This window comes from Paenibacillus sp. Root52 (assembly GCF_001426865.1).
GTDB lineage: Bacteria > Bacillota > Bacilli > Paenibacillales > Paenibacillaceae > Paenibacillus.
The window spans coordinates 1,177,030-1,200,500 of record NZ_LMFO01000001.1; the positions used below are offsets into that span (position 1 = coordinate 1,177,030).

The window sequence follows — 23,471 nt, forward strand, 5'->3', positions numbered from 1 at the left end:
GACCGCTGGTTTGGCTCCATTGTTGAGCTCTCTTCCTCTACATCAGTTCAACGATTGTTGATTCCTAGCCTGTCTACTAACGAAAAACAAAATAAATGCTCCCAGCGCAGCGCTGATTGTACAAGCCAAATACATAAGTGAAGGCCCACCTGAATCTAATAAATAACCATTTAACATGTTGCCTACAATGCCACCAAGTCCTGCGAATACCATATTAAATAGGCTCTGACCTGTCGCTTGCATTTCCCGTCCTGTAACGGAAGCTACATATTCAACGGCTGCAATATAAAAGAACCCAAAAGATAACCCATGTAATACTTGAATCCCGATCATTACTTCGGGAGTTGGCCAGAGCCATTGTATTCCCCAACGAAGCATATACGCGCCTGCAGCTAATAACATGGTTCGTTCATGTCCCCATTTGCGGAGAATAAATGCAGCAACGAGCATCGATGGCACATTCGTTATGGAGGCTAGAAGCAGTGCTGTGCCTGTCATAGCAACAGATCCACCTGCCATTTGAAATGAAATTACAAAAAAGGAGTTAAACGCCGTTAGCGTTTGATTCACTAGGAAACAGCCGATTAAAAATAGAAGGAATGTTCGGTTACGCAACAATCTTGCTAATCCTACGGAGAAGGTCACCGAGGAAGAAGAAATACTGGTTTGCCGGGGAAGTGTGCTGGCCAGAATGGCGCTTAGCACATTAAATACTAGAAAGGGCAGCCATAACATATGAATGGAGAATTGGGAAAGATAGATCCCGGCTGCAAATCCTCCAAGCCCTGTTCCTAAACTTCCAAACAATCGAATCATACCATAGGAAGTATTGGCTGCTTTAGCTGCGGTAACTGCATAAGAGTCAGCAACAGGGATCTGAGTCACTTGAAATATAGTGCATAAAGTATAAATCAATATTAATATAATGTACACTTCAATATTGTAGAAGTACGCTAACAATGCAGGAACTAGCAAACTTAGTACTAATACAAAGCGAGTTTTTTTAAACTTATCTACCATAATCCCCCATATCGGTTGAAGGATTATGGATATAAGTGTGCCAAACGCCATAATAAATCCGGTCTCTTTACTAGAGAAGCCTTGTGCAACCAAAATCGGATTAATATAGGGATTGAATATCCCTCCAGCAAGTCCCATAAACAAATATAGACCCTGCAGTTTCATTAATACATGCCTTGCTTCGTTGGAATCGGCTTTTTCTATCTCTCTGTATGCCTTCATATGTCTTCTCATCCGGATCTCCATCCTTTAATCCTGTAATGGCATCTCTTTCTATATAAGTTGTATATAAGTTCAATCTAAGAACGTTTATCTGACCACTCTGATGACAGAATAACATTCCGATCGCCTTTTAATGGATTCATTGCTATCGTTGTTGCAGTCTCAGACGGATCGCTGCCATTGCACCAATGGCTCCTGCCATATTGCCAAGTTCAGCGACAACGACTTTTGTAGCCAGCGTGGTATATCGACTTAGGCGGCTGCGAACCTCGTTTAAGTAATAATCAGGATTCGAAGCGGCTACTCCTCCGCCTACAACAATAATGGATGGATTAAGTAATGCGACGATATTAGCCAACCCTCTCGCCATATATTGCAATGGTAGCGTTAAAATCTCAAGAGCAGCAGCATCCCCCGCTTCAGCAGCTTTGAACACATGCCGAGCCTCAATCTGGCTTATGTCTCCATCAGCGAGGCTATGAAGTATCGAATGTGCATTGCCAGGTCCATCTGTAAAATAACGCCTCGCGTGTTGCGTAATGCCTGTGCCTGACGTGTTCAGTTCAAACGCACCAAATGTATCTGGAGATGCCTTGTATCGATGATCAATGCCCTCGTCTCCAACTATAAAATGCCCGATCTCTCCTGCTGCTCCGTCTTGTCCACTATATAATTGTCCGTTAAGGATAAGCGCCGAACCGATTCCTGTCCCCACCGTTACCATCACACAATGTCGATGACTCTGTGCTGCTCCACGATCGAATTCTCCCATGGCTGCCATATTTACATCGTTATCGAGATAAATATCTCCATTAAAATATGCTGCAATCACAGGTCTGATATCTTCCTCTGCCCATTGGAACGCTGGCGCACTGCGAAGAATCCCTTCATCATTGAGGATAACTCCTGGAAAGCCCATCCCTATTCCAGCTACCAATCCTATTTCAATTCCACTATCACTGCAGAATTTTGATACTTCATCAAATAACCACTTGAAAAACACGCTCGGTTGCTCGGTTGCACAGGTTGGAATCTTACGCTCCAATACTTCACTGCCTGGTTTCTCCGATGACAATAACATCAATGTTTTGGTACCACCGATATCAATTCCTATGATCCAACGATCTAATGCATTCGTTTGATCAAGAGAACGTACTGGATCTGTTGCCTGAAGAGGTTCTTCAAGTCTGTTCTCTTGGGTATTACCGTCTAAAATGTTCATACTCTGTCGCCCACCTCTCACCCTTGTTGTCAGTCCATCATTCGTCTGTCTCTTGTTGGAGCTTCAGCATCGTTTGCTGCAGAGCAATATGCACTGCTCCAGTCACAACTGCCCTTTCACCAAGCTTGGAGCAGATTAGTTCAGGTTGAACAGGAAATTGTTCGTTAATCATCTCTTTCAGGTAAGGCAGCAACACATCTCCATTACCTCCGATCCCTCCACCAAGTACAATTAAATGTGGTGCAAGAAACACGCTGATATTTCGCAATGCTAATGCCAGCATCCGACAGTACTTTTTGATAACCTCCATTGCATAGCTGTTACCCAGACGAGCTGCCTCAAACAAATTCTCAGGAGTCAGTTGACTACGTAGCTCTATGATCCTTGGGTCGTTATGCTGAAGCTGAGCTTCATCCAGTAGATTGGCGGCCATATTTATCAAACCGCCAGCAGACAGAACGTCCTCTAATCTTCGCCCCTCTTGCATCATCTCGGCTACTTCTCCAGTTAGCCCTCTCATGCCACGCAGTAATTGACCATTCACCATAATACCCGCACCAGTGCCCACGCCAAGAGAAATAAATACAAACAGTTCTGAATCGGATGCTGCACCATCCCTGTATTCCCCTAACGCAGCCAGATTGACGTCATTATCCAAGATCACTTCACAGGGAAAAGCGGCGGATAGGGATTCCAGGGACAACGCTTGTTCTTGCCCAGCTAGAGGGTCTACAATTCGACTGATCTCTCCGGAGCCAGGCAGGACAACACCAGGAATACCAAACCCTATACACTGAATCTCATTCCAGTTCAGATGATTGTGCTGTAATAGTTCATCCATATGCTTCCGAACAGTCTGGAGTAATTGTTCCCCTTGCCCAAGCTCTGACTGCTGAATAGACATCGGATAGGTTTGGTAATCTAAGATTTCTCCATTCAGATTAGATAGAGCTATGCGAATTCGGGTAGCTCCGATATCAACCCCGCAGATATAATAGGCTAATTCATTGAAACGAATGAGCGTGGCTTTGCGTCCTTGGGCATTATCTGCTCTTCCCGTTTCCAACACGAGATTCCGTGCAATTAGATGCTCAACTGCCGACGATACCGTAGGTTTGCTCAGTCCGGTCTGCCGGCTGATATCCGCTCTAGACAACATCCCATGAGCAATCAGTGCATCAAGTATTAAATTCTCGTTCAGATTGCGTATGTATTGCGGTGTACCAGCCACCTGAATCACCTCCTTATCATAGTTAGTTAAGTTTATTAACTAATTGTATTCAATATAGCATCGTGATTGGGGTGTGTACAGCGTTTTGTTAGGTATTTAGATAGGGATTTTATACTATTTATTTCACCTTATATATAGAAAAAGCTGTAGTGTATAGACACCACAGCTCTCACTTATTTTCATTTTAATTCATTACGATTTGGACAACTCAATAAATCCTTCTCCAAATACGTCACGTACATCATGAATCGTAATAAAAGCAATTTCGTCCTCTGCGCGTACAATTTTCTTCAACATGGATACCTCTTGTTTACTAATAACAATATAGAGGATTTCTTTTGGGTTTTTCGTATAATAACCATGACCGGACAAGACAGTAACCCCGCGATCCATCTTCTCAATCACTTGCTTGGCAATCGCATCCTGTTTGGTCGAAATAATCGTGACTGCTTTTTTTGGATTCAAACCTTCAATAATGAACTCCATCGTTTTGGTACCTACAAAGAGCATCACGATCGTGCACATCAATCCTTGTGGTCCTATAATGAAGAAAGACGAGAACGCTACAATCAGATCGAAGAACAATAACCCATAACTAATATTCCAGTCTAAGTACTTATTAGCCAGACGAGCCAATATTACAGTACCGGCTGTAGTTCCCCCTACTCTTACAATCAATCCAATCCCTAGACCGGCAAATAATCCGCCAAAGATCGTATTAATCCAGAGTTCATGCGAATCAATCGTCCAGCTCTCAGTTAAATGTAGAAATAACGAGTTAAATACGACGGCAACAATCGTATAAATCGTCGTTGTTCTATCCAGAAATTTATAACCTACAATCAATAATATCCCATTGAGCAGCAAGTTCATTAATCCAGGCGACCACTCAAACAGATAATACAAAATAATAGTAATCCCTGTTACACCACCCTCAGCCAGATCATTCGGGATGACAAACAGGTTAACAGCCAGCGCAAATAGAAATGCACCCGCCATAATAAATAAAATATCCGTTATTCTTTTTTTCATCATGCATTCCATCCAATCCATCAAAAATTCAACCTATATTTCCAATCTCATAAGTTGTCATGATTTACTCCAAAGTTGATTCTACCATGTCACCGCCAAAATTTGTATACAAAATACAAACTGTTGCACAAATTGTACAAAGGATTTTAATAATATGTTTAGCTAACCACCATATACCGCATTAAACATCCTATCTGTATATGATAAATGTCATGGTCGATCCTTGATATTTATCATTATGAAGCATGACATTTATGACTTACCATCACAAGCTGATTCTCTTACAATAATAAAAACGCTTCCCATACAGAATGTAACGGGAAACGAGAATTGCAACTTAAAGCCCGAGTTCATGATCGTTAAGTTGTAATGATTGAAGGAGGACATTCGCTAATGAGCAAAACGAAAGAAATGGCATTAAAAAAAGAAGTCACCCCTTATGAAAAAAACAATCTCAAATTAAGTATCCAACAAATGATTAATACTTTGATCCCATTATTCTTGCTATGGGCTGCAGCATATTATAGCTTATCCATATCCTACTGGCTGACAATACCGATCGCTCTCGTAGCCTCGGGGTTTGTACTAAGAACGTTTATTATTTTCCATGACTGCTGCCATGGTTCATTCTTCAAGAGCAAACGTGCAAATGACATTTTGGGAACCATTACTGGTGTAGTAACCCTGACACCTTATCTGCAATGGAAAAACGAGCACTCTATTCATCACGCTACCAGCAGTAATCTGGATAAACGCGGTGTAGGTGATATATGGATTATGACCGTGGAGGAATACCAAGCTGCTTCTCCTTGGGCTCGCTTTTTCTATCGTGTTTATCGCAATCCACTTGTGATGTTTGGCATTGGTCCCTTCTATGTGTTCCTCGTTGCTTACCGTTTTAATCGTAAGGCAGCAAGGCGCAAAGAACGCATCAATACACACCTTACAACTGTACTGATCATTGGTCTTTATGCATTCATGTGTTGGCTGATTGGCTGGCAGGCTTTTGTCTTGGTGCAGACACCTGTTTTCTTCTTCTCTGGTTTCTTCGGCATCTGGTTGTTCTACGTGCAACATCAGTTTGAAGAAACTTACTTCGAGCATGAAGATGAGTGGAGTTATGTCAAAGCTGCTGTGGAAGGAAGCTCGTACTACAAGCTACCCAAACTGCTGCAATGGATCAGTGGTAACATCGGTTTCCACCATGTGCATCATCTTAGTCCTCGTGTACCGAACTATTATCTGGAAGAGGCGCATAATTCAACACCACCTTTGCAAAAAGCAACGACAATCACTTTACGTTCAAGTCTAGCTGCTTTGCGATTCCGCCTGTGGGACGAAGAATCTAAGCAATTTATTAGTTTCAAACAGATCAAGAGTCTTCCCCGCAAGCCTTATGCTCAACCAACGATTCGTGTAAGTAACCAAGCGGGTCTGACAGAGAAGCCTTAACTCTGTCGGATTCGTTTTCTTGTATTCAGGCTAAAGTCGTGCTACAGTCAGGCTAAGTTTGAGTACACTATAGACGCTGTTCAAAAATCAGTGTGTTTGAGCAATGCCTTATAGTTCCAAGGAGGAGAATTTCCATTCAGAAGTGGTCGCAACTTTTTTATAAAAACACGGGATTAAACCCCTATGTATGGCTTGTTTTCTTCATTCTGCCGTTCTATTATATCTCCCAATATTCTAAATTGTGGACTTTAGTTACAGGTATTGTCATCATCCTGGTGTTCTTTGTGTGTTATCTGCTCGCCTTCATCACCAAGGGCTGGCAGGTCTACATGTGGATCGGACTTTTAATTGCCATTTCCATTACGATGACTATCGCCTATGACTATGCTTATTTCTCTTTGTTTCTTGCTTTCTTTATTGGAAATATTAAAAATAAAGCAGGATTCATTACACTATATTCGGTGAATCTAGGAACCAGTTTTCTGACGATTAATTACGGCTTTATCAATCAAAGCTCATTGCTGCTTAGTCAATTTCCGTTTGTCTTCATCTGTCTCATGGCCTCTATCCTACTTCCGGTAAGTACGTATAACAAAAATAAACGTGAACAATTGGAAGGCCAATTGGAAAATGCCAATAAACGTTTAGATGATCTAGTCAAAATGGAAGAACGCCAACGGATCGCACGTGATCTACATGATACCCTTGGACAAAAGCTCTCCTTAATCGGTCTCAAAACCGATTTGGCGAAACGTCTGCTTCGTCTGAATCCAGATCAAGCTGAAATTGAATTGAATGATCTGAGGCAGACGGCAAGCACAGCCCTCAAGGAAGTGCGTGAGATGGTTACAACGATGCGCGGCACTCAGTTGGTTGACGAATTATTCCGAGCCGAACAAATTCTCAAGGCGGCCTCCATTGAATTTGTATTGGAAGGCAATCCTAAATTGCAGGATACCTCTCAGCTTAATGAAAATGTGCTGGGTATGTGTCTGAAGGAAGCTGTTACGAATGTGGTTAAGCATAGTCAGGCAACGGAATGCACCATCCGTCTTCAAGAGACCCCTTCAGCCAACATTCTGACAGTTCAGGATAATGGCGTAGGTATAGAACGAACACGTAAACAGGATCGGCGCGGTACTGGCATATTAGGCATGAAAGAACGTTTGGAATTCGTCAATGGCTGTCTGGATGTTCAATCTGGAGAGGACATGGAAGGAACGCGCATTGCCATCCAAGTACCGAAACTGGTTCGCAAACCGATAAAGGAGGCAGAACAATGATCCGAATCGTAATCGCCGAAGATCAGCGTATGATGTTAGGCGCCTTATCTTCCCTGCTCAATCTGGAGGAGGATATGGAGGTTGTCGGACAAGCGGGCAATGGTCAAGAAGCCCTTGGTCTTGTTCAAGAGCTGAAACCGGATATCTGTCTGATGGATATCGAAATGCCTGTCAAAAGCGGTCTGGAGGCCGCTGAAGAAATGAAAGGTATGAACTGCAAAGTTATTATTCTGACTACGTTTGCGCGAACCGGCTACTTTGAACGTGCTTTGAAAGGCGGCGTCCGTGGTTATCTACTGAAAGATAGTCCAATTGAGGAGCTGGCTGAAGCGATCCGCCAAGTTATGAACGGACGACGTATCTTTGCACCGGATTTGGTCGACGAGGCATATGTGGAAGAGAATCCTCTCACCGAACGTGAGCACGCTGTACTCGGTCTAATGGCAGATGGGAAGAATACCAAGGAAATTGCAGGTCATTTATTTATAACAACAGGAACGGTACGCAACTATATTTCCATTATTCTCAACAAACTGAATGCAAGCAACCGCATTGAAGCCATCACTCGATCCAAGGAAAAGGGCTGGTTCAAATGAAAGAACCGCTTCAACCCATTAAGAACAAAATAAAAGCTTGGTCAGGAAATGGGGTCAGTCCCCTAATTCCTGCCAAGCTTTTTTTATCGGATCTTCTGATTACAAGCATTCTTACCCATGCCTTTTAGGATACCAGAGTAATGATCTTATTTCACAGATGCCACAATACCTAGCGCTTCATTGGGTACCAATGAAGTCTTCAATTGGTGAATTTGCTGACCATTCTGCCATGAAATAACAACATTCACCGATTTACCGCCACTCGGATAATTCACGCTAACGAATCCCTTGTCTTTCGGTGCTGGTAAGGTATGTGACTCCAGATATTCCACCATCTTCTTCGCGATGCCAGGATTGTTCATATTATCCTCTGATACAGAGCGGATCTGTAGTGTCCATCTACCTTCCATCCACGTCAGGTACTGGCTGCCAGCTGCACCTTCGACCATGCCCTTAATGCCGTGACCAAGATCAACCATCATCTCCTGTGGGATGTTGTTCAGATCCGTTTCAGGGAAAATCCCTGTGGAATCTGGATCCTTGTAAGTCTTGACTTCGTAGGATGCCAACGGTGTTAGACCACTACTGGAGGAAAGCGATGAATCATTAACGGGTAGAGCCTTATCCGTAGCATAAAAGTTAACTTGAAAATCAGTAGCCGTATTAGTCTCAACATATGCGCCTAAGTGTTTTCCTTTTTCTAAGTTGAATGCCGTTGGCACTACTACATTTTTCATTTTCGCTTGAGAACGTACTTCCTTCACTACATCACTAATATTGGCTTCATGCTGTGTAGTCCCTGTATTTTCAGTCTTCGTTCCTGATGTTCCTGCATCAGAAGTCGTAGTGGTATTTCCATTAGACGTGTCTGTGTTACTCGTTGCTCCCCCTGCATTTCCTTGACTAACGGCGGAGTCCATACTGTTGTTTCCTGAGCCGACTTGCTCCCCAGTCGTTGCCGAAGGTGTCTGCTCTGCTGCTGATGTATTAGTGTCTTGACCGCCACATCCAGCAAGCGCAAGGAGAACTGCTGTCGTAACAGGAATAATGACCCAGCGTTTTTGTTTTCTCATGTTGTGTTCCTCCTCGATCCGTTCTTGAATGTCATTACTTCATCGTTAGTATGTCTTATCGTTTGTCGTTCCAGAAGTTCACCGGTTGCACACTCTTGTTCAACACTTCGAATTGGTACCCCTCGGATTTGAGGGTTTGCAACACTTTCGGTAACACCTTCAAAGTCGCCTCCTGGTCGTGCATCAGCACAATTGGAGTTGTTCCACTCTTTTGCACCGTATGAATCTGCTTCATTACACTGTTGTATACTCTCTGATGGTCTTTCTTGTATTTCCAATCCTCAGAGTCTACATTCCAATCCCACATATGAAATCCACCCTGTGCAAGCATTACGTTCCGATATGGAGCTTTCATATATGGCTTACTACCATATGGTGTACGAACCAAACTTGTTTTGACACCAGCCACCTTATTCAAACTGACGTTGGCTTGTTGCATTTCTTTCAGGGCAGTATAAGGAGTTTTGTAAAATTTACCCGGAACATGTGTTACGCCATGAAGACCTAAGCCATGCCCGTCAGCAACGATACGCTTCGTCGCTTTTGGATAGGTTTCCATGTGAGGGCCGAGCATGAAGAACGTTGCTTTTGCATGATATTGATCGAGAATATCTAAAAGCTGACCCGTATGTGCTGTTGGTCCATCGTCGAATGTCAGATATATGATTTTGCTTTTAGCCTTAGCTCCGTTATCTTTCGAAGAAGCTTTGGCAGAAACCGACTGTGGTAGAAGTAATGGAATAATAAGTAGAATAGCAAGTGCGGTGATCCATGATCTGCGGATATGTAACATAAATTAAAGTCTCCCTTGTGTCTTGTATTTCCCCGGGTGTCGAAATTTCTCTCACTGCATCCCTTGGCGATTAACACCAATTCTATCAAGAAAGATGCCTATCAATCTCGCTTTAAATGCTACGTTCGAGTTACACTTTTGTCAGATTAACCGAAAAAATAAAACGAAAATGATAGATTTGAGTTGAATAATGCCCTGAAGGATAAATAAATAATTACATAATATTCTATTAACCTAATTTGACCCATTTGATAGACTCAGTAAAATTAAATCAGTATACAACGCAAAGAAGCCTGCATAGCGCAGGCCTCTTGTATGTAAATCTATGTTCGCTCAAGCTCAGACGGATTCATATCATTCTCACATCACTTGAGCCGAATGTATCGAACCATTCACTCTGCTGGAGCTGTAAATGAACGTTTAGCAAATTCAGCATCTAGCATATAGAATGCATTACTGTCTTTCTCGATACGACGAAGCTTTTGAATGATATTGTCAAACAACGCCTCTTCTTCCACCTGCTCATCAATGAACCATTTCAGGAAATACATTGTTGCATGTTCACGCTCGTTCAATGCAATGTCCGCCAAATTGTAGAACTTTTTCGTATTTTGTTGTTCATGGGCATAACCATGCTCGAACACATCCAACATGGAAGAATACTCATTCTTCGGTTCAGGCAATGCCGCAAGTGTTGCACGTTGTCCACGGTCATTCAAGAATTTGTAGATTTTCATACCGTGAAAACGTTCCTCTTCTGCTTGTACAATGAAGAAGTTAGCAAAACCGTCAAGACTTTTGCTGGAACAGTATGCAGCCATTGCAAGATATACATGAGCTGAATAAAACTCAAAATTCATCTGTTCATTCAGCGCTTCTGTCAGTTCTTTACTCATTGTGAATACACCTCTTACTTTCTCTCGGGATGTTCCTATCTTACCATATTGTGCATAGGACTAACATTGTTTTTCTACAAAATTCGTCAATGACTAGACGCTGGTTTCTCCTATATAATGTCATAGTTACATGTTCACTATTCCCACCTAGAAAGCAGGTACATCTCTCTTATGCAATCACCAACCGAGCTCAAAAAAACCATTGGTATGCCACAAGCTGTAGCGCTGTATGTTAGTGCCGTACTCGGTTCGGGTGTCTTAATTGTCCCTGGCCTTGCTGCTGAGCTAGCTGGACCGGCTTCGCTATTAGCCTGGGGAGGGATGGTTCTGCTTATCCTTCCACTCGCTTTGTCCATGGGTCTTCTCTCCGCCCGTTATCCGAATGCAGGTGGTGTGTCCCATTTCGTTACACTTGCTTTTGGCTCACGGGCAGGAACGATGATCGGCTGGTTTTTCCTCATGTCCGTGCCCATCGGTGCTCCGGTCGCTTCACTAACCGGTGCAGGCTATATGACGGCTGCTCTTGGACTGGGTGAAGGTGCTCGTATCGCCATTGCCGCCATGATGTTAACGGTAGGGCTCCTCATTAATATCGTCGGTATGCAGCTCGCGGGCAAAGTTCAAATCGGCGTTGTCATCGCAATTGTTGCTGTGCTTATCATGACCTTTATCCTCGCTGTGCCTCATTTGAATTCCAATCATTTTAAACCCTTTGTGCCCCAGGGGTGGATAAGTGTAGGACAAGCAGGAGCCATACTATTCTGGTGTTTCAACGGCTGGGAGGCTGTATCTCATCTCTCTGAGGAGTTTACCGATCCCCGAAAGGCCGCGATCAAAGGTGTGACCATTGCCGCCATTGTTGTCGGCATACTCTATTTCCTAACGGCTCTTGCCACAGTAGGTACTCAGAGTTATCTGCATGGGGGAGCAGACGTTTCTCTTGTGTGGATTATTAGTCAAGCGCTTGGCTCTTGGGGGAGCTTAATTGCAGGTTTAACGGGAGTATTTATCTGCACAGCTACGGTCATCGCTTATACCGGTGCTGCTTCCCGCGTGGCATTTGCACTAGCGAGACAAGGCGCTGCACCGCAATGGTTAACTCGTCTATCCGGTCGTTTCCATACGCCAATTGCGGCACTCGGTTTTCTGGCCATCTGTTTTATCCTCGTTCTCGGCATTTATGGATCGGGACTGGTTTCCTTAACCACACTGATCCAGCTTCCGAACGCAACCTTTATCCTAACCTATCTAGGAGGTTGCGCTGCAGGGATTCGATTACTTAGAGGCAATCGTACTGGAGTCGTCATAAGTTGGGTCTCTTTCATCGCTACAGCGATCATTTTTCCTTTTGCAGGCTGGGCGGTATTATATCCGGTAGTTATCATCATTCTTTATGGGCTACTTAGTCGTAATCGAAAGGCAATCCAATGAACCCAGTATACAAAAAAGCTCTGCCTCGGCGGCAGAGCTTACTTCATTCCATTATGCAATTATACCAAGAACGCTTTGGAGATGATAACCAACAGGATGAACAGAACCAAAATGGCACCTACAGAAGTGAAACCTCCGTATCCGTAGCCTCTAGTGTCTCCACCTAATACTTCGCTCATTGACCGTACCTCCTCTGCAACAGGTATGGGTTATCTTATGCAGGATGGAGGATTTTGACAAGGCGAATATCCCTAATTTTAAATGTTGGGCTATTTTACATAAACCTGGGTGAATCTACACGCATAATATCCAAGAAAGGAACCTTAGCCATAAACTCCTCATCGGTATGCTCTACATGCACCAGCCTTGTACGTGAATCAAGCTTGACAATAACGCCTCGAACCTGCTCTGCCTTCCCCCATACCGTCAACAATACCTCTGAACGCTCATGGTAGGCTTCGACCAGTTGATTGCCCAGCTCCTCAAGTTCAAACTCATCCCGCGTGGGTCTCTTTGCAACCTTTGCTTTTGCCAAAATACGACCTCCTCTACAACTAATCCGGTATCCCGATCCGCAGGGTGATTACTGCAGGCATATTCAATTAGTATACCATTCATTTACGCTCGTGTAATGTTTTGGCGAAGATTCGAAGGTCACAAATGTTGAACAAGTTCTGGAAGCAACCAACTTACTTAAGATGACTCAACTATGGTTTGAAAACCTCGTTGGTGCTATTCGTCTGTTTCTTCCACTAAAATCGTATATTCATTGGAAAAAGACTGCCCTATTCTGCGCTGTCCTCTCCATTCATAAGAATAATTCGCCGTTAGCGAACCTTGCTGCTTCGTTATATCTCCATCAGAGGTGATTTGAACAACATACGAGAGCTCTTTCTCCTTACCTGGCTCCAAATCTCCTAAATGTAGATTTCGTGGTGTGGAATATTCGGAAATATTTAATTGTAGCTCTCCCTGGGCGCGCCCAACCCACCTAGCTCCCGGCGGCAATATATCCGTTAATTGTACGCGCGCAGGCCAAGTGCCAATATTGGTAACTCGAACATGGAAGACGACCTCCCCACCTGCTTCAACAAGTGTCGGAGACACCTCCACATAGACTGTAATTATGGGAACCTTTAATTGAATGGATGCATCATTCGACATCACTATCCGCTGTACATTTCGCGAATCAGGCAATCGAAACGTATAGAGCAGACGAGCCTGATTAACAATCTCAAACTGCTGAGGATTCACTTGATCTATTCCCATAAGTTGTGCCTCGAACTGAATATGCATGGTAGAGCGCGCAGTCAGCGTTCCTAGATTGAATCCTTGAGTCGGATTGGCACCGGGTCGTTTGACTCCGTTCCAACCAAGACTGCCTTCAACAAATCTCACTCCCTTGGGTAGTACATCCAGCATGGTCGCATCTACTGCGTAACGACTCTCGTTTGCAACCGTAATGTCATAACATACGATCTCCTCCACCGTCGCGAGCTCTGGAGTCACCGTTTTGCTGATGGAAATTCGAGGCTGAATGACCTCAAGTGTAACTGCATTGGAGGAGACCGTCTCTCGCTGACCCGATGAAAGGTAACTTAGATTCGCCTGACTTGTAATCCCTTCTGTGTCCAGTACAGCTATCACTTGGGCGCGGTATTGAATCTGTATCGAACGTTCTGGTAACACATCCCCAATCAAGATTCCCGAATCTGGTGTCATCTGAGGAACGAACATGTCATTCACAACAACACTTCCAGGAATAAATTGAATCCCTGAAGGTAATACGACTGTTACTTGAGCATCTGTCGCGGTTACGAATCCAGGATTACGTACAATGATGTTATACGTTACGATGTCGCCTGGAAAAGTCTGAACACGGTCTGCTTGCAGAGCAATCTCAAGACGCGGGGAGACGAGACTGACCTCCACCGTGTTCGACCTCTCCTCCCCCCTGTACGCTCTCCCCTCCGATGTTACAAACTCATAACGAACAAGTGCCTGGTTCAGTAACTTCAAACTTTCGGGTAAACGAATAATCATCACTTGAAAATGGAACCGCAGCCTCGCTCCAGGTGCTATCTCGCTCGGTGGCAAGCCTTGTTCTGGCGATGAACCAGGCAAAGGAATTCCATCACGAAGCACGCTATTGGGCAATAAAGCAGTCTCAGCCGATAGCTGATCTGTGACATATACGGTAGCCGTGCGATTGCCAGAGTTGACGATTTCAATTAGATAGATCAAGGACTGACCCAATGTAGCTACCTTGGAACTGCATTGCTTATGAACTTCCAGTCTCGGCCCAACCCACGGTGTAACGACCGTATTCGAATAAGCGACCTGCTCCTGTTCTGCTGTACCTGAATTGAATCGAACCAATGATTGATTCTGCAGCCAATGCGACCACGAATCGGAAGTCGAACTCATATCACCACAACCTCAACCCTAAATGTAATCGTTACTGAAGCGCCTGCGGCAATAGATCCCAGCGTAATACCGTTATTCGGATTGGCAGTTGGACGCGCTGCTCCATCCACGGTTACGCTACCTGGCACAAAAACACTGCCTGTTGGCACGGGATCGACCATAACAACATTATTGACGGTCTCAATACCACTGTTGGTTACAACAATTGTATACGTGATGACATCCCCCACTACTGCATCTATAGCACTTGTACTCTTGACAACGACCACATTCGGCGCAGACACAGGGATGACAAGAACATTGGAAACCACGCTTCCTGACAATTGGCGACCATCTGGCGGGCTGAACGTAAAGTCAGCGACAGCTTGGTTAACAAGTTGCTGATTCTGTGGTAATGAATCCACCGTTACGCCAAGGGTAACCGTTACATTTACAGAGGCACCTGGAGACAACGTACCGACGACAATACCTGTATCCGGATTAGCCCCAGGTTGTGGCACACCGTCGATCAGCACACTATTCGGAAGCAGTACTGTTCCATCCGGGATCGAATCCGTCAACGTTAATTGAACAGCGAGATTACCTGTATTGGTTAAGGAGAAAGAATAAATAATGGTGTCACCAATGGTGGCATTCGAAGTACTGGCTGTTTTGGTTACAGCAATAATTGGTTGATAAATCGGCGTAACCACTGTATTGGAATACGAAGCACCAGAGAAGACCCCAGATGTGAAGCTTACATAGGACTGGCTGCTCACTTGAGGCGGGGAAGGTAACGTATTGACTCGTACCGCATAAGACACTGATGCAGAAGCCCCTGGCGCAAGTGTGCCTATAGCTATACCTAAGGCAGGGTTTGCCGATGCCCTAACGACGCCGTCCACTAACACACTGCCTGTAACAAAGGTAACGGATGGACTGATGGGGTCTGTCAGTAACACATTGTTGACCGGATCTATACCATTGTTCGTGACGACCATCTCATACACAATGGTATCTCCTACAACAGCGTCAGTCGCAGTAGTTGTTTTGACGACCGTAACATCAGGAGCCGATACCTGTATAGCAAGTGTGTTAGACGTCAAACTTCCTCCAAGCGTCCTACCATCAGGTAGCGTATACGAAAACGTTGCGGAAGCTTGGTTAACAATTGACTGGCTGAGCGGCAATGTTACGATTACAACCGAAAACATGACCATCGTTGTCGTAGAGACGACGCCCAGAGGAATGCCTGAAGCAGGATCAGCACCAGGTGCGCTTGCTCCATTAATGATCACACTGTTAGGAACCAATTCGGTGCCAGCAGGAATCGTATCCGTAAGCGTCACTGCTGCCCCATAGTTTCCGGCATTAGAGATGGCAATGCTGTACACGACCGTATCCCCAACGGTTGCAAGAGCCTGATCACCTGTTTTGACCGCAGTCAAAATTGGCTGATATACCGGTGTCGTTACCGTATTTGAGAAGGTTGTTGCAGAGAAAGCTCCCGAAGTGAAGCTGACCGTGGATTGATTGTTGAGTACCGCGCTTGCTGGAAGAGCCGTCACTCTTATACTAAATACAACAGTTACCGTTGCTCCTGGTGCAATAGAACCTAATGTAAGTCCCGTTGATGGATTAGCTCCGGGACGCAATACTCCGTCTACATAAACACTATCTGCCACCAGTACTGTACTGGCTGGGATCGCATCCGTAAATATGACATTGCTGACACTGGCAATTCCGTTATTTGTGACAGCGATGCTATAGGTCACAACATCTCCAACGGAGACTGCCGTAGACGTTGTTGATTTAACAACAGCAATATCTGGGGCAGACACAGGAATCGTAACGACATTGGATTGAATAGAACCCGTAATATTTCTTCCATCTGGAAGTGTAAAAGCAAGCGCTACAGTGGCCTGATTAACCAATTGCTGCGGCGTTGGCAGACTATCAACGACAACCGAGTACGTAATCGTTGTTGTTGCTCCAGCAGCCACATTCCCTGCCGGAATACCTGTTGCAGGATTCGCTGCGGGTAGTGGCTGACCATTCACAATTACACTGTTGGGAACAAAGATCGTACCTGCTGGCAATGCTGCAGACAAGTTAATCTGAGCACCGTAATTCCCCTGATTGCTTACGGTTACCGTATAACTAACCGTGTCTCCTACCGTTGCATTCTGTGTATTTGCAGTCAAGACGGCAGATAGAATGGGCTGGAATACGGGCGTCACTACCGTATTGGAGAAGGTCGTACCCGAGAATGCACCTGAGGTGAAACTTACTGTGGATCGATTGCTTAACTGGCCTCCTGGCGGAATTTCATTGACTCTAATATTGAAGGTAACTGTGGCATTTGCTCCTGGTGCCAGTGTGCCAAGCGCTACGCCTCCTGCCGGATTAGCTGTAGGTTGGACAACACCATTGACCGTAACACTTCCTGCAACAAAGGAAGACCCGGCAGGGATCGGATCAGAAAATTGAATATTGCTTACTGGCGCAATACCACTATTCGTGATAAGTACAGAATACGTGACCGTATCATTAACTGCTGCTGCGGTAGATGCTGTACTTTTCACCACAGCCACATTTGGAGCAGATACTGGGAATGTAAGTGTGTTGGACGTGGCCGATCCCGTTAATGTCCTTCCATCCGGTGGAGTGAATGTAAATGACGCTGTGGCAAAATTGCTCAGCTGTTGAGGTGTTGGCAATGAAGATAGAATCACAGCAAACGTTACAGTAGCTGTTACTCCCGCAGCTACATTCCCCACCGGGATACCCGTTACAGGTGAAGTTCCGGGTTGAGGTACTCCAGCGACAACGACGCTATTGGGTACAAAGGTAGTCACCGCAGGAATTGCATCCGTTAACGTGACGATGGCTTCAAGATTTCCCGTGTTACTTACCGTTACTGTGTAGACAATCGTATCCCCTACAGTTGCATTAACCGTGTTGGCCGTTTTCACAAGCGAGATCTGCGGTTGTATAACCGGGGTCACTGTTGTGTTGGAGGATGATGACCCCGAGAATGTACCTGATGTAAAGCTAACCGTAGACTGATTGCTAATCTGCGAAGGAACCGGCATAGTAATCCTCACCTCAAATGTTACGGTAGCTTCCGCTCCTGGAGCCAGAGTACCGATTGGAATACCGGCTGACGGATTGGAGAGCGGGAATGAAATCCCGTTCACAATGACGCTTCCGGGTACAAACGGGGGATTCGCTGGAAGTGGGTTGTTAAATACAACATTGTTGACCGCAACCGTTCCATTGTTCCGAATGACTGACGTATAAATAACGGTATCGCCAGACACGGCATAATCTAGATTATCGCTGTTTACAACGGTTACATTGGGAAGAGATACCGGAACAGTAACTGTGTTGGAGGAGGAAATAGCAGTAATGACTCTTCCGCTTGGGAGAGTATAGTTGTATACCGCTCCTGATTGGTTCGTTAATTGTCGTGAACTTGGCAGACTTGTTACGGTGGCAACAAAGGTTACCGTAGCGCTGCCTCCGGCTGGGATTTGCCCTACATTAATCCCGGTATTCGGACTTACGCCTGGGGCTGGAGCACCGTTAATGATGACACTGTTGGTGTTAAATACTGCACCGGCGGGTACAGGGTCGTTTATCGTCACTACTGCAGCGATATTCCCCCTGTTATTAACTTGAATTGTATAGTTAAACGAATCTCCTACCGTCAGATTTGTTGTACTCGCAGATTTCACCAATTGTATGATCGGTTGAAATACTGGGGTTGTGACAACAACGGAGGAAGATACGCCATTAAAACTTCCGGTTGTAAATGCAGCTCCCGCTCGGTTGCTAACAGAACCTGTGGTCGGTACCCCTGTAACTCTTGCCTGATATGTGATGGTTGCACTGTTAGAGCTACTGCTGGAGCTACCTAATGTGCCTATCGCAATTCCGGCAATTGGACTTGCTGATCTCGCAGCAGTCCCGTTAATGGTTACACTGCCTGACACAAATTCTAAACCTGTGGATGGAGCATCCGAGACAATGACATTTTGTACAGCAGCGATGCCTGCGTTCGTAACTACCACCGTATAGGTTAGAATCTCACCCACTGTAACATCAGGCGCATTAACGGTTTTGGTGATGGTCACATTGGGAGCAGAGGCCGCGATCTGCACTTGATTAGACACTGCGCTTCCCGAGAGACTCCGACCACTTGGTAGTTGATACGCGTAACTGGCTGTCGCCTGATTCTGTAGTGTAGGTGGTGAAGGAATGGAGCTCAATGTGGTTTGGAAAACAACCGTCGAGGTTCCTCCCGGTGCAAGAGTTCCCAATGAAATTCCTGTTACTGGACTCGTTCCTGGTCGAGCAGTTCCATTCACGGTTACAGATCCAGCAATAAAGGTAAGACCTGCCGGAATCGTATCCGTTACATTCACTTGAGCACTTAGATTTCCTGTATTTCTTACAACCAACGTATACCCAATCTGATCACCCAACGTTGCATTTGTTGTGCTAGCCGACTTATTGATTGAAATTACAGGTTGAAAAACAGGTGTACTTATTGAATTGGAGTTCGAAATCCCTGAGAACGCACCGGAGCTATACGACACTACTGCCTGATTACCTAGTGAGCCCGACGCAGGTAAGGACTGCACATTAACCTGAAACGTAACTGTTGCCGAAGTGCCTGCTGCCAGCGTGCCAAGCGTTATCCCACTGACTGGATTTGCAGATGGCACACTCGTTCCTCTAACGACCACACTGCCAGGTACAAATACTGTGCCAGCGGGAAGAATGTCCGTAAGCACAACGTTGTTGATTGCCTGAATGCCACCATTCGTTGTAACGATGGAATACGTAAACGTTTCGCCAACGGCAACGTCCGTAATCGTTGCTGATTTGACCACAAATACATTTGGTAACGTAACAGGAATAGATAAAATGTTAGAAGCCACTGAACCGGTGATCGTCCGTCCGTCAGGCGAATTAAAGGTATAGGCAGCCGTTGCTTGATCCACCAGTGTCGGGGGCGAAGGCAGAGTCGTTACAAGCACCTGAAAGGTTACCGTCGTTACACTCCCTGCAGCAAGACTTCCAAGATTCACACCTGTTGCCGGGTTGGCTCCTGCCACAACATTGCCATTCACACGAAAGCTGCCTGCAACATAAGAGCTGCCTGCAGGAATGTTATCCGTGAGGGTCACGTTTGCCGCTACATTGCCTCCATTGTTCACTTGAAGAGTGTAAGTCACCTGATCCCCAACCGTAGCATTGGTCGTACTCGCTGATTTCACAATAGACAGGTTAGGAGAATATACCGGTAACACAGAACTGTTGGATGGAATTACACCCGTGATGACCGAACCACCTGCTACACTCTGAAAAGTAAAGGCCGCACTAGCCGAATTGACTAGTTGCAAAATATTAGCATCGGGTCCGATTAATGCGCGATATGTGACGACGATACTACTAGATAGATTTAATGAGCCCAGAGGTATACCGGTTGTCACATCCAGCGTTGGCCGAGATACACCTGCCACAGTGACACTGCCTGGAATAAAGGTGAGACCCGGTGGCAATGTATCCGAAAGCACCACACTAGCGGCACTAGCTGTACCTCCGTTACTAATCGTTACTGTATACAGGATACTGTCACCTGCAACAGCTCCGGTGGCGACGGAAGCCTTAGCAACTGTAATTCGGGGTGCATTGATATCAACCTGTATAGCATTGGCATTAACAATGTAGGCATCTCCCGAAGTGGTGAGCGTGAGTACCGCTGAGGACTGGTTATTAATCAGCCTAGCCGAGACGTCTACATTCGTAATATCCCAGCCTTGACGTCCACCAACGATGTTAGAACCTGGAGCTCCGTTTACCTGGTTACGTGTAGCAAACGTACCTGTTGTGTTCAGCGCTCCGGTATCTCCGTTAATTTGAGACGCAAAAAAATTCGCTGCCAGATTGTTCGGGCCAGATAAAGCGACCGAAGTCGCTGATGTCGGGCCAAAGAGCGCCTGATCTCCGGTTCGGTTGGCATCACCCTCCTGTGCACTGAATAGAGCCCTGCCCCCAAGCGTACCGGATAGTGGCGTAGCAAACCCAGTCAGTGTGGTGACTACTGGCGGGGAAGTGGATTGTACAAGCACACCACCAGCCCGAAGAGACATGTTACGAAACGGAAGATTTCCGTTCTGGTAAATAACCCCCAGTGTCCAACCCGCGTGATTCGCTGTAGCGTCATTAGTAATGACAATCGTGCCTACGACTCCCCCGGTGATGTATGTACCTGCCCCGCCATTCGCCACTAATGTGGTTACATTTGCTGAACGAACATATCCGGCAGCACCGTTCCCTAGATCAAATTGATTGTAGGTGACCGGATCTGGAGTAATGCTGAACGTCCCTGCCGGAGTCGTAAAGCTGACGGGATTGTTAATGGCTGCACTAAGATTGACCGTGCCATTAATGTAGCTTCCTCCCCAGATTAATTCCGCGTACAAGACGGTACTACCAGCAGGAAGATTGAGAACGGCTGCGGAACTGTTGCTCTGATATGCACTTGTAGTTCCTAGAGGATATGTTCCAAATCGCACATCAGCATTCGTTGTAGTAAAGCCTCCGATACTGTCTTGCGTTCCAGGTACCCCTGTCGTATCCGAACGACTTAAACCAAGGGTATTGCCCGTAAAAGTGATTGCTCCTGTAGCGTTAACGGTTGAGCGAACGACAAGAGGAATGGAGTTCACCTCCCCTTCATCCAAAATCATATTCCTTGATATGGAGCCTTGTAAAAGTCTATGACGCACCCTTTAGAAATTTGTTTATTCTATGGTGAAAATTTCTTTCTTTTGGTGTATACTTGTACATTTTATTTCAAATTTAATGATTGCCTTTTGTCCAATGTGATTTATAATCATCATATACGAGAGAAGAAGTTTCGTATCATTATGATGCAGTCAGCGGTGATATATTGAAAATTCCTTTTACACAGAGTAGTCATATCCCTACAGATTATGAGTTCAAACATTCCAAGTGGATGAAGAAAATATTACGATCCTATTGGCTTGTTATCTGCCTCCATGCACTCGTTCAGATTGCTTGCTACGTATTTCTCGCTTATGATCGCACTCCAGCCGATTTTATCGTGAATGTAGTCATTTGGCCTTCGGCGGCGGGAAGTGCAGGTATTCTCTTCGCTAGTTGGATAGATCGACGGTTTAGCTCCTATTCCTCGTATGCCATGTCGGCAGCCAGCACCATCATTGCTTGGACGATTATACACGTCAATTATGACATTCGGATTATTATGGCCGCATGCTTGTTGCCTATATTTTCCTCCGTATTGTTCTTCAACAAAAAGGGAGTATGGGTCTCTTTTGTCATGCAAATGATTGGATATTTTCTATTACTCGGAGTCCCTAGCTATCGTCAATTTTTAAGTTCATTTGATATCGTTTCCATACCTGTGTTTCTACTTGCCGGCACCTATGTTGCTCAAGTCATTGTTACCAGCAGCATTGAGGTTCTGGATGATCTTAAGGACAGCATGTTAGCTAAACAGGATCTGATCGTCAGGAATGCCATTATGACCAAACAATCCAAAACGGATGGTTTAACCAATCTGTATAACCAAAGTTCATTCAAGGATTACTACGACAAAGCTTATGAATACGCCAATAATGGTATGAGCCTTCACCTCGCATTGATCGATATTGACGATTTCAAAGCGATTAATGATACTTATGGACACCGCGCGGGCGATGTTATATTAGAGAAAGTCTCCTTGATTATTAAAGAAAATATAACTTCAAGTGATATTGCTGCTCGATATGGTGGAGAAGAGTTCGCCATATTAGTGTTCGAGCAATCTTTTGAGCATGCTTATGCTATGGTAGAGCAGATTCGGCAAAAAATTGCACATATGGGACATCTGGAACTCGATGGTGCATTCGTTACCGTTAGTGTTGGCCTCAAGAGCTATAGCCCCCACCTTTCGAAGGACAAGTTGTTCGAAGAAGTGGATGCCTGCTTATATGCGGCCAAGCGGACAGGCAAAAACAAAACCGTTACCGCCCTTGATCTGCCCAACGTATAATCCGTCATTCACCGTGTACCACGTGTAGAGAGGGATCAACATGATCAAAATTAAAAAAGTTGTGCTGTTAACCGCGAAACGGTTGAACAACACAACTTTTTTGGCATATATTTGGATCTTTCAGTTCGAAGGTTGGGGGGCTATTCCGCCCAATCCCATCGATTCTTGTTTTGCTCCAATCTGGGATGCAGCTCAGTAGATGGGCCATCTATAACGATTCGTACTTCTTTGATCCATTCCTTGAAGGAGTCAAAGGAAGCAAATAGATTTGCCATTTCAGTAGTTAGATATAAGAAATGAGGCGCTGGATACTCTGCTTTGATATGTCGTAAGGCAGTATCCATAGGTGTATACTTCTTGCGCTTGCCCTCCAGCCCTTCCACACGTATACGGGCATCTGTATGTTCCCGTTTCCAATCATGGAGGCGATCCTCGCGTTTGAAGTAAGGCTGTATACCCCCTGATCTCATTCGTTTGAATGTAGTCTCGTGAAGGGGATATAACACCAATTGTGCAAAAGCACGACTGTTCGTTAGATTTAATGCATTCTCCAATTGTTCGTCTGTGATCTGCTCGAATGTATCATAGAAAATAAGCGTACCCTTCCGGCTCGCCACCGGGGGTTCATAGCCGTATGGCACGTTATGTGAATTGGCCATTTTCACCCCTCCTTCCTTAATCAATTGCTTCACAGAAGCAAGTATCTATGTGCTTATTATTAT

The 23,471-nt window shown here is 45.1% G+C and carries 17 protein-coding genes; 5 read left to right on the plus strand and 12 right to left on the minus strand.

From position 1 onward, the window contains the following. Positions 1–42: 42 nt before the first annotated feature. The 4 genes from ASD24_RS05020 to ASD24_RS05035 all read right to left on the minus strand — a co-directional run bounded on the left by ASD24_RS05020 (position 43) and on the right by ASD24_RS05035 (position 4,727). Positions 43–1,254, minus strand: a complete 1,212-nt coding sequence (locus ASD24_RS05020) for an MFS transporter (protein ID WP_327205226.1) — start codon at positions 1,252–1,254, stop codon at positions 43–45. A gap of 133 nt (positions 1,255–1,387) precedes the next feature. After that, a complete protein-coding gene (locus ASD24_RS05025) occupies positions 1,388–2,464 on the minus strand; it encodes an ROK family protein (RefSeq protein ID WP_056692329.1) in 1,077 nt (358 codons plus the stop codon). A 37-nt stretch (positions 2,465–2,501) separates the two neighbouring features. Beyond that, a complete protein-coding gene (locus ASD24_RS05030; protein ID WP_056692331.1) occupies positions 2,502–3,695 on the minus strand; it encodes an ROK family transcriptional regulator in 1,194 nt (397 codons plus the stop codon). Positions 3,696–3,887: 192 nt separating this feature from the next. Beyond that, complete coding sequence (locus ASD24_RS05035; RefSeq protein WP_056692613.1) at positions 3,888–4,727, minus strand: YitT family protein; 840 nt, start codon at positions 4,725–4,727, stop codon at positions 3,888–3,890. A gap of 393 nt (positions 4,728–5,120) precedes the next feature. Here ASD24_RS05035 and ASD24_RS05040 point away from each other — a divergent pair, with 393 nt between their 5' ends. From ASD24_RS05040 to ASD24_RS05050, 3 genes are all read left to right on the plus strand, one after another. Then, positions 5,121–6,179, plus strand: a complete 1,059-nt coding sequence (locus tag ASD24_RS05040) for a fatty acid desaturase (protein WP_056692334.1) — start codon at positions 5,121–5,123, stop codon at positions 6,177–6,179. Positions 6,180–6,313: 134 nt separating this feature from the next. After that, a complete protein-coding gene (locus ASD24_RS05045) occupies positions 6,314–7,462 on the plus strand; it encodes a sensor histidine kinase (protein WP_056692616.1) in 1,149 nt (382 codons plus the stop codon). Then, entirely contained in the window at positions 7,459–8,058 is a 600-nt protein-coding gene (locus tag ASD24_RS05050) for a response regulator transcription factor (RefSeq protein WP_056692337.1), read from the plus strand. The genes ASD24_RS05045 and ASD24_RS05050 overlap by 4 nt, the downstream gene beginning before the upstream one ends. 146 nt (positions 8,059–8,204) lie before the next feature. Here ASD24_RS05050 and ASD24_RS05055 read toward each other — a convergent pair whose 3' ends face one another. The 3 genes from ASD24_RS05055 to ASD24_RS05065 all read right to left on the minus strand — a co-directional run bounded on the left by ASD24_RS05055 (position 8,205) and on the right by ASD24_RS05065 (position 10,820). After that, positions 8,205–9,131, minus strand: a complete 927-nt coding sequence (locus ASD24_RS05055; protein ID WP_056692339.1) for a hypothetical protein — start codon at positions 9,129–9,131, stop codon at positions 8,205–8,207. 55 nt (positions 9,132–9,186) lie between these two features. Beyond that, positions 9,187–9,924 carry a polysaccharide deacetylase family protein gene (locus ASD24_RS05060; protein WP_056692341.1) on the minus strand — a complete coding sequence of 246 codons (738 nt, stop codon included), beginning with the start codon at positions 9,922–9,924 and terminating at the stop codon, positions 9,187–9,189. Positions 9,925–10,316: 392 nt separating this feature from the next. After that, a complete protein-coding gene (locus ASD24_RS05065) occupies positions 10,317–10,820 on the minus strand; it encodes a ferritin (protein ID WP_056692344.1) in 504 nt (167 codons plus the stop codon). Positions 10,821–10,991: 171 nt separating this feature from the next. On the opposite strand from ASD24_RS05065, the gene ASD24_RS05070 reads away from it, so the two are divergent. After that, positions 10,992–12,251 (plus strand): amino acid permease, encoded by a 1,260-nt coding sequence (locus tag ASD24_RS05070; RefSeq protein WP_056692346.1) that lies wholly within the window; start codon positions 10,992–10,994, stop codon positions 12,249–12,251. Positions 12,252–12,310: 59 nt separating this feature from the next. Here the strand turns inward: ASD24_RS05070 and ASD24_RS05075 are convergent, their stop codons facing one another. The 4 genes from ASD24_RS05075 to ASD24_RS05090 form a co-directional block, all read right to left on the minus strand. After that, the gene (locus ASD24_RS05075) at positions 12,311–12,430 is read right to left on the minus strand and encodes a hypothetical protein (RefSeq protein ID WP_056692350.1); all 120 of its coding nucleotides are present in this window, start codon (positions 12,428–12,430) and stop codon (positions 12,311–12,313) included. Positions 12,431–12,525: 95 nt separating this feature from the next. After that, a complete protein-coding gene (locus ASD24_RS05080; RefSeq protein ID WP_056692352.1) occupies positions 12,526–12,786 on the minus strand; it encodes a YolD-like family protein in 261 nt (86 codons plus the stop codon). Between the two features lie 197 nt (positions 12,787–12,983). Continuing rightward, positions 12,984–14,678: a DUF11 domain-containing protein gene (locus ASD24_RS05085; protein ID WP_056692355.1), complete on the minus strand. Its 1,695-nt coding sequence runs from the start codon at positions 14,676–14,678 to the stop codon at positions 12,984–12,986. Beyond that, positions 14,675–21,391, minus strand: a complete 6,717-nt coding sequence (locus tag ASD24_RS05090; RefSeq protein WP_442952580.1) for a DUF7507 domain-containing protein — start codon at positions 21,389–21,391, stop codon at positions 14,675–14,677. Before ASD24_RS05090 ends, ASD24_RS05085 begins: the two co-directional genes overlap by 4 nt. Positions 21,392–21,690: 299 nt before the next feature. Between ASD24_RS05090 and ASD24_RS05095 the strand changes: the two genes are divergently transcribed. After that, positions 21,691–22,749, plus strand: a complete 1,059-nt coding sequence (locus ASD24_RS05095) for a GGDEF domain-containing protein (protein WP_056692622.1) — start codon at positions 21,691–21,693, stop codon at positions 22,747–22,749. A gap of 140 nt (positions 22,750–22,889) precedes the next feature. On the opposite strand, the gene ASD24_RS05100 is transcribed toward ASD24_RS05095, so the two are convergent. Then, entirely contained in the window at positions 22,890–23,408 is a 519-nt protein-coding gene (locus ASD24_RS05100) for a hypothetical protein (RefSeq protein WP_056692357.1), read from the minus strand. Positions 23,409–23,471: the final 63 nt, after the last annotated feature.

Coding starts and splice junctions, on each gene's coding strand:
- ASD24_RS05020 (WP_327205226.1), bottom strand. CDS start 1,254: ATGAGAAGACATATGAAGGCATACAGAGAGATAGAAAAAGCCGATTCC.
- ASD24_RS05025 (WP_056692329.1), bottom strand. CDS start 2,464: ATGAACATTTTAGACGGTAATACCCAAGAGAACAGACTTGAAGAACCT.
- ASD24_RS05035 (WP_056692613.1), bottom strand. CDS start 4,727: ATGAAAAAAAGAATAACGGATATTTTATTTATTATGGCGGGTGCATTT.
- ASD24_RS05040 (WP_056692334.1), top strand. CDS start 5,121: ATGAGCAAAACGAAAGAAATGGCATTAAAAAAAGAAGTCACCCCTTAT.
- ASD24_RS05050 (WP_056692337.1), top strand. CDS start 7,459: ATGATCCGAATCGTAATCGCCGAAGATCAGCGTATGATGTTAGGCGCC.
- ASD24_RS05055 (WP_056692339.1), bottom strand. CDS start 9,131: ATGAGAAAACAAAAACGCTGGGTCATTATTCCTGTTACGACAGCAGTT.
- ASD24_RS05060 (WP_056692341.1), bottom strand. CDS start 9,924: ATGTTACATATCCGCAGATCATGGATCACCGCACTTGCTATTCTACTT.
- ASD24_RS05065 (WP_056692344.1), bottom strand. CDS start 10,820: ATGAGTAAAGAACTGACAGAAGCGCTGAATGAACAGATGAATTTTGAG.
- ASD24_RS05070 (WP_056692346.1), top strand. CDS start 10,992: ATGCAATCACCAACCGAGCTCAAAAAAACCATTGGTATGCCACAAGCT.
- ASD24_RS05075 (WP_056692350.1), bottom strand. CDS start 12,430: ATGAGCGAAGTATTAGGTGGAGACACTAGAGGCTACGGATACGGAGGT.
- ASD24_RS05085 (WP_056692355.1), bottom strand. CDS start 14,678: ATGAGTTCGACTTCCGATTCGTGGTCGCATTGGCTGCAGAATCAATCA.
- ASD24_RS05095 (WP_056692622.1), top strand. CDS start 21,691: ATGAAGAAAATATTACGATCCTATTGGCTTGTTATCTGCCTCCATGCA.
- ASD24_RS05100 (WP_056692357.1), bottom strand. CDS start 23,408: ATGGCCAATTCACATAACGTGCCATACGGCTATGAACCCCCGGTGGCG.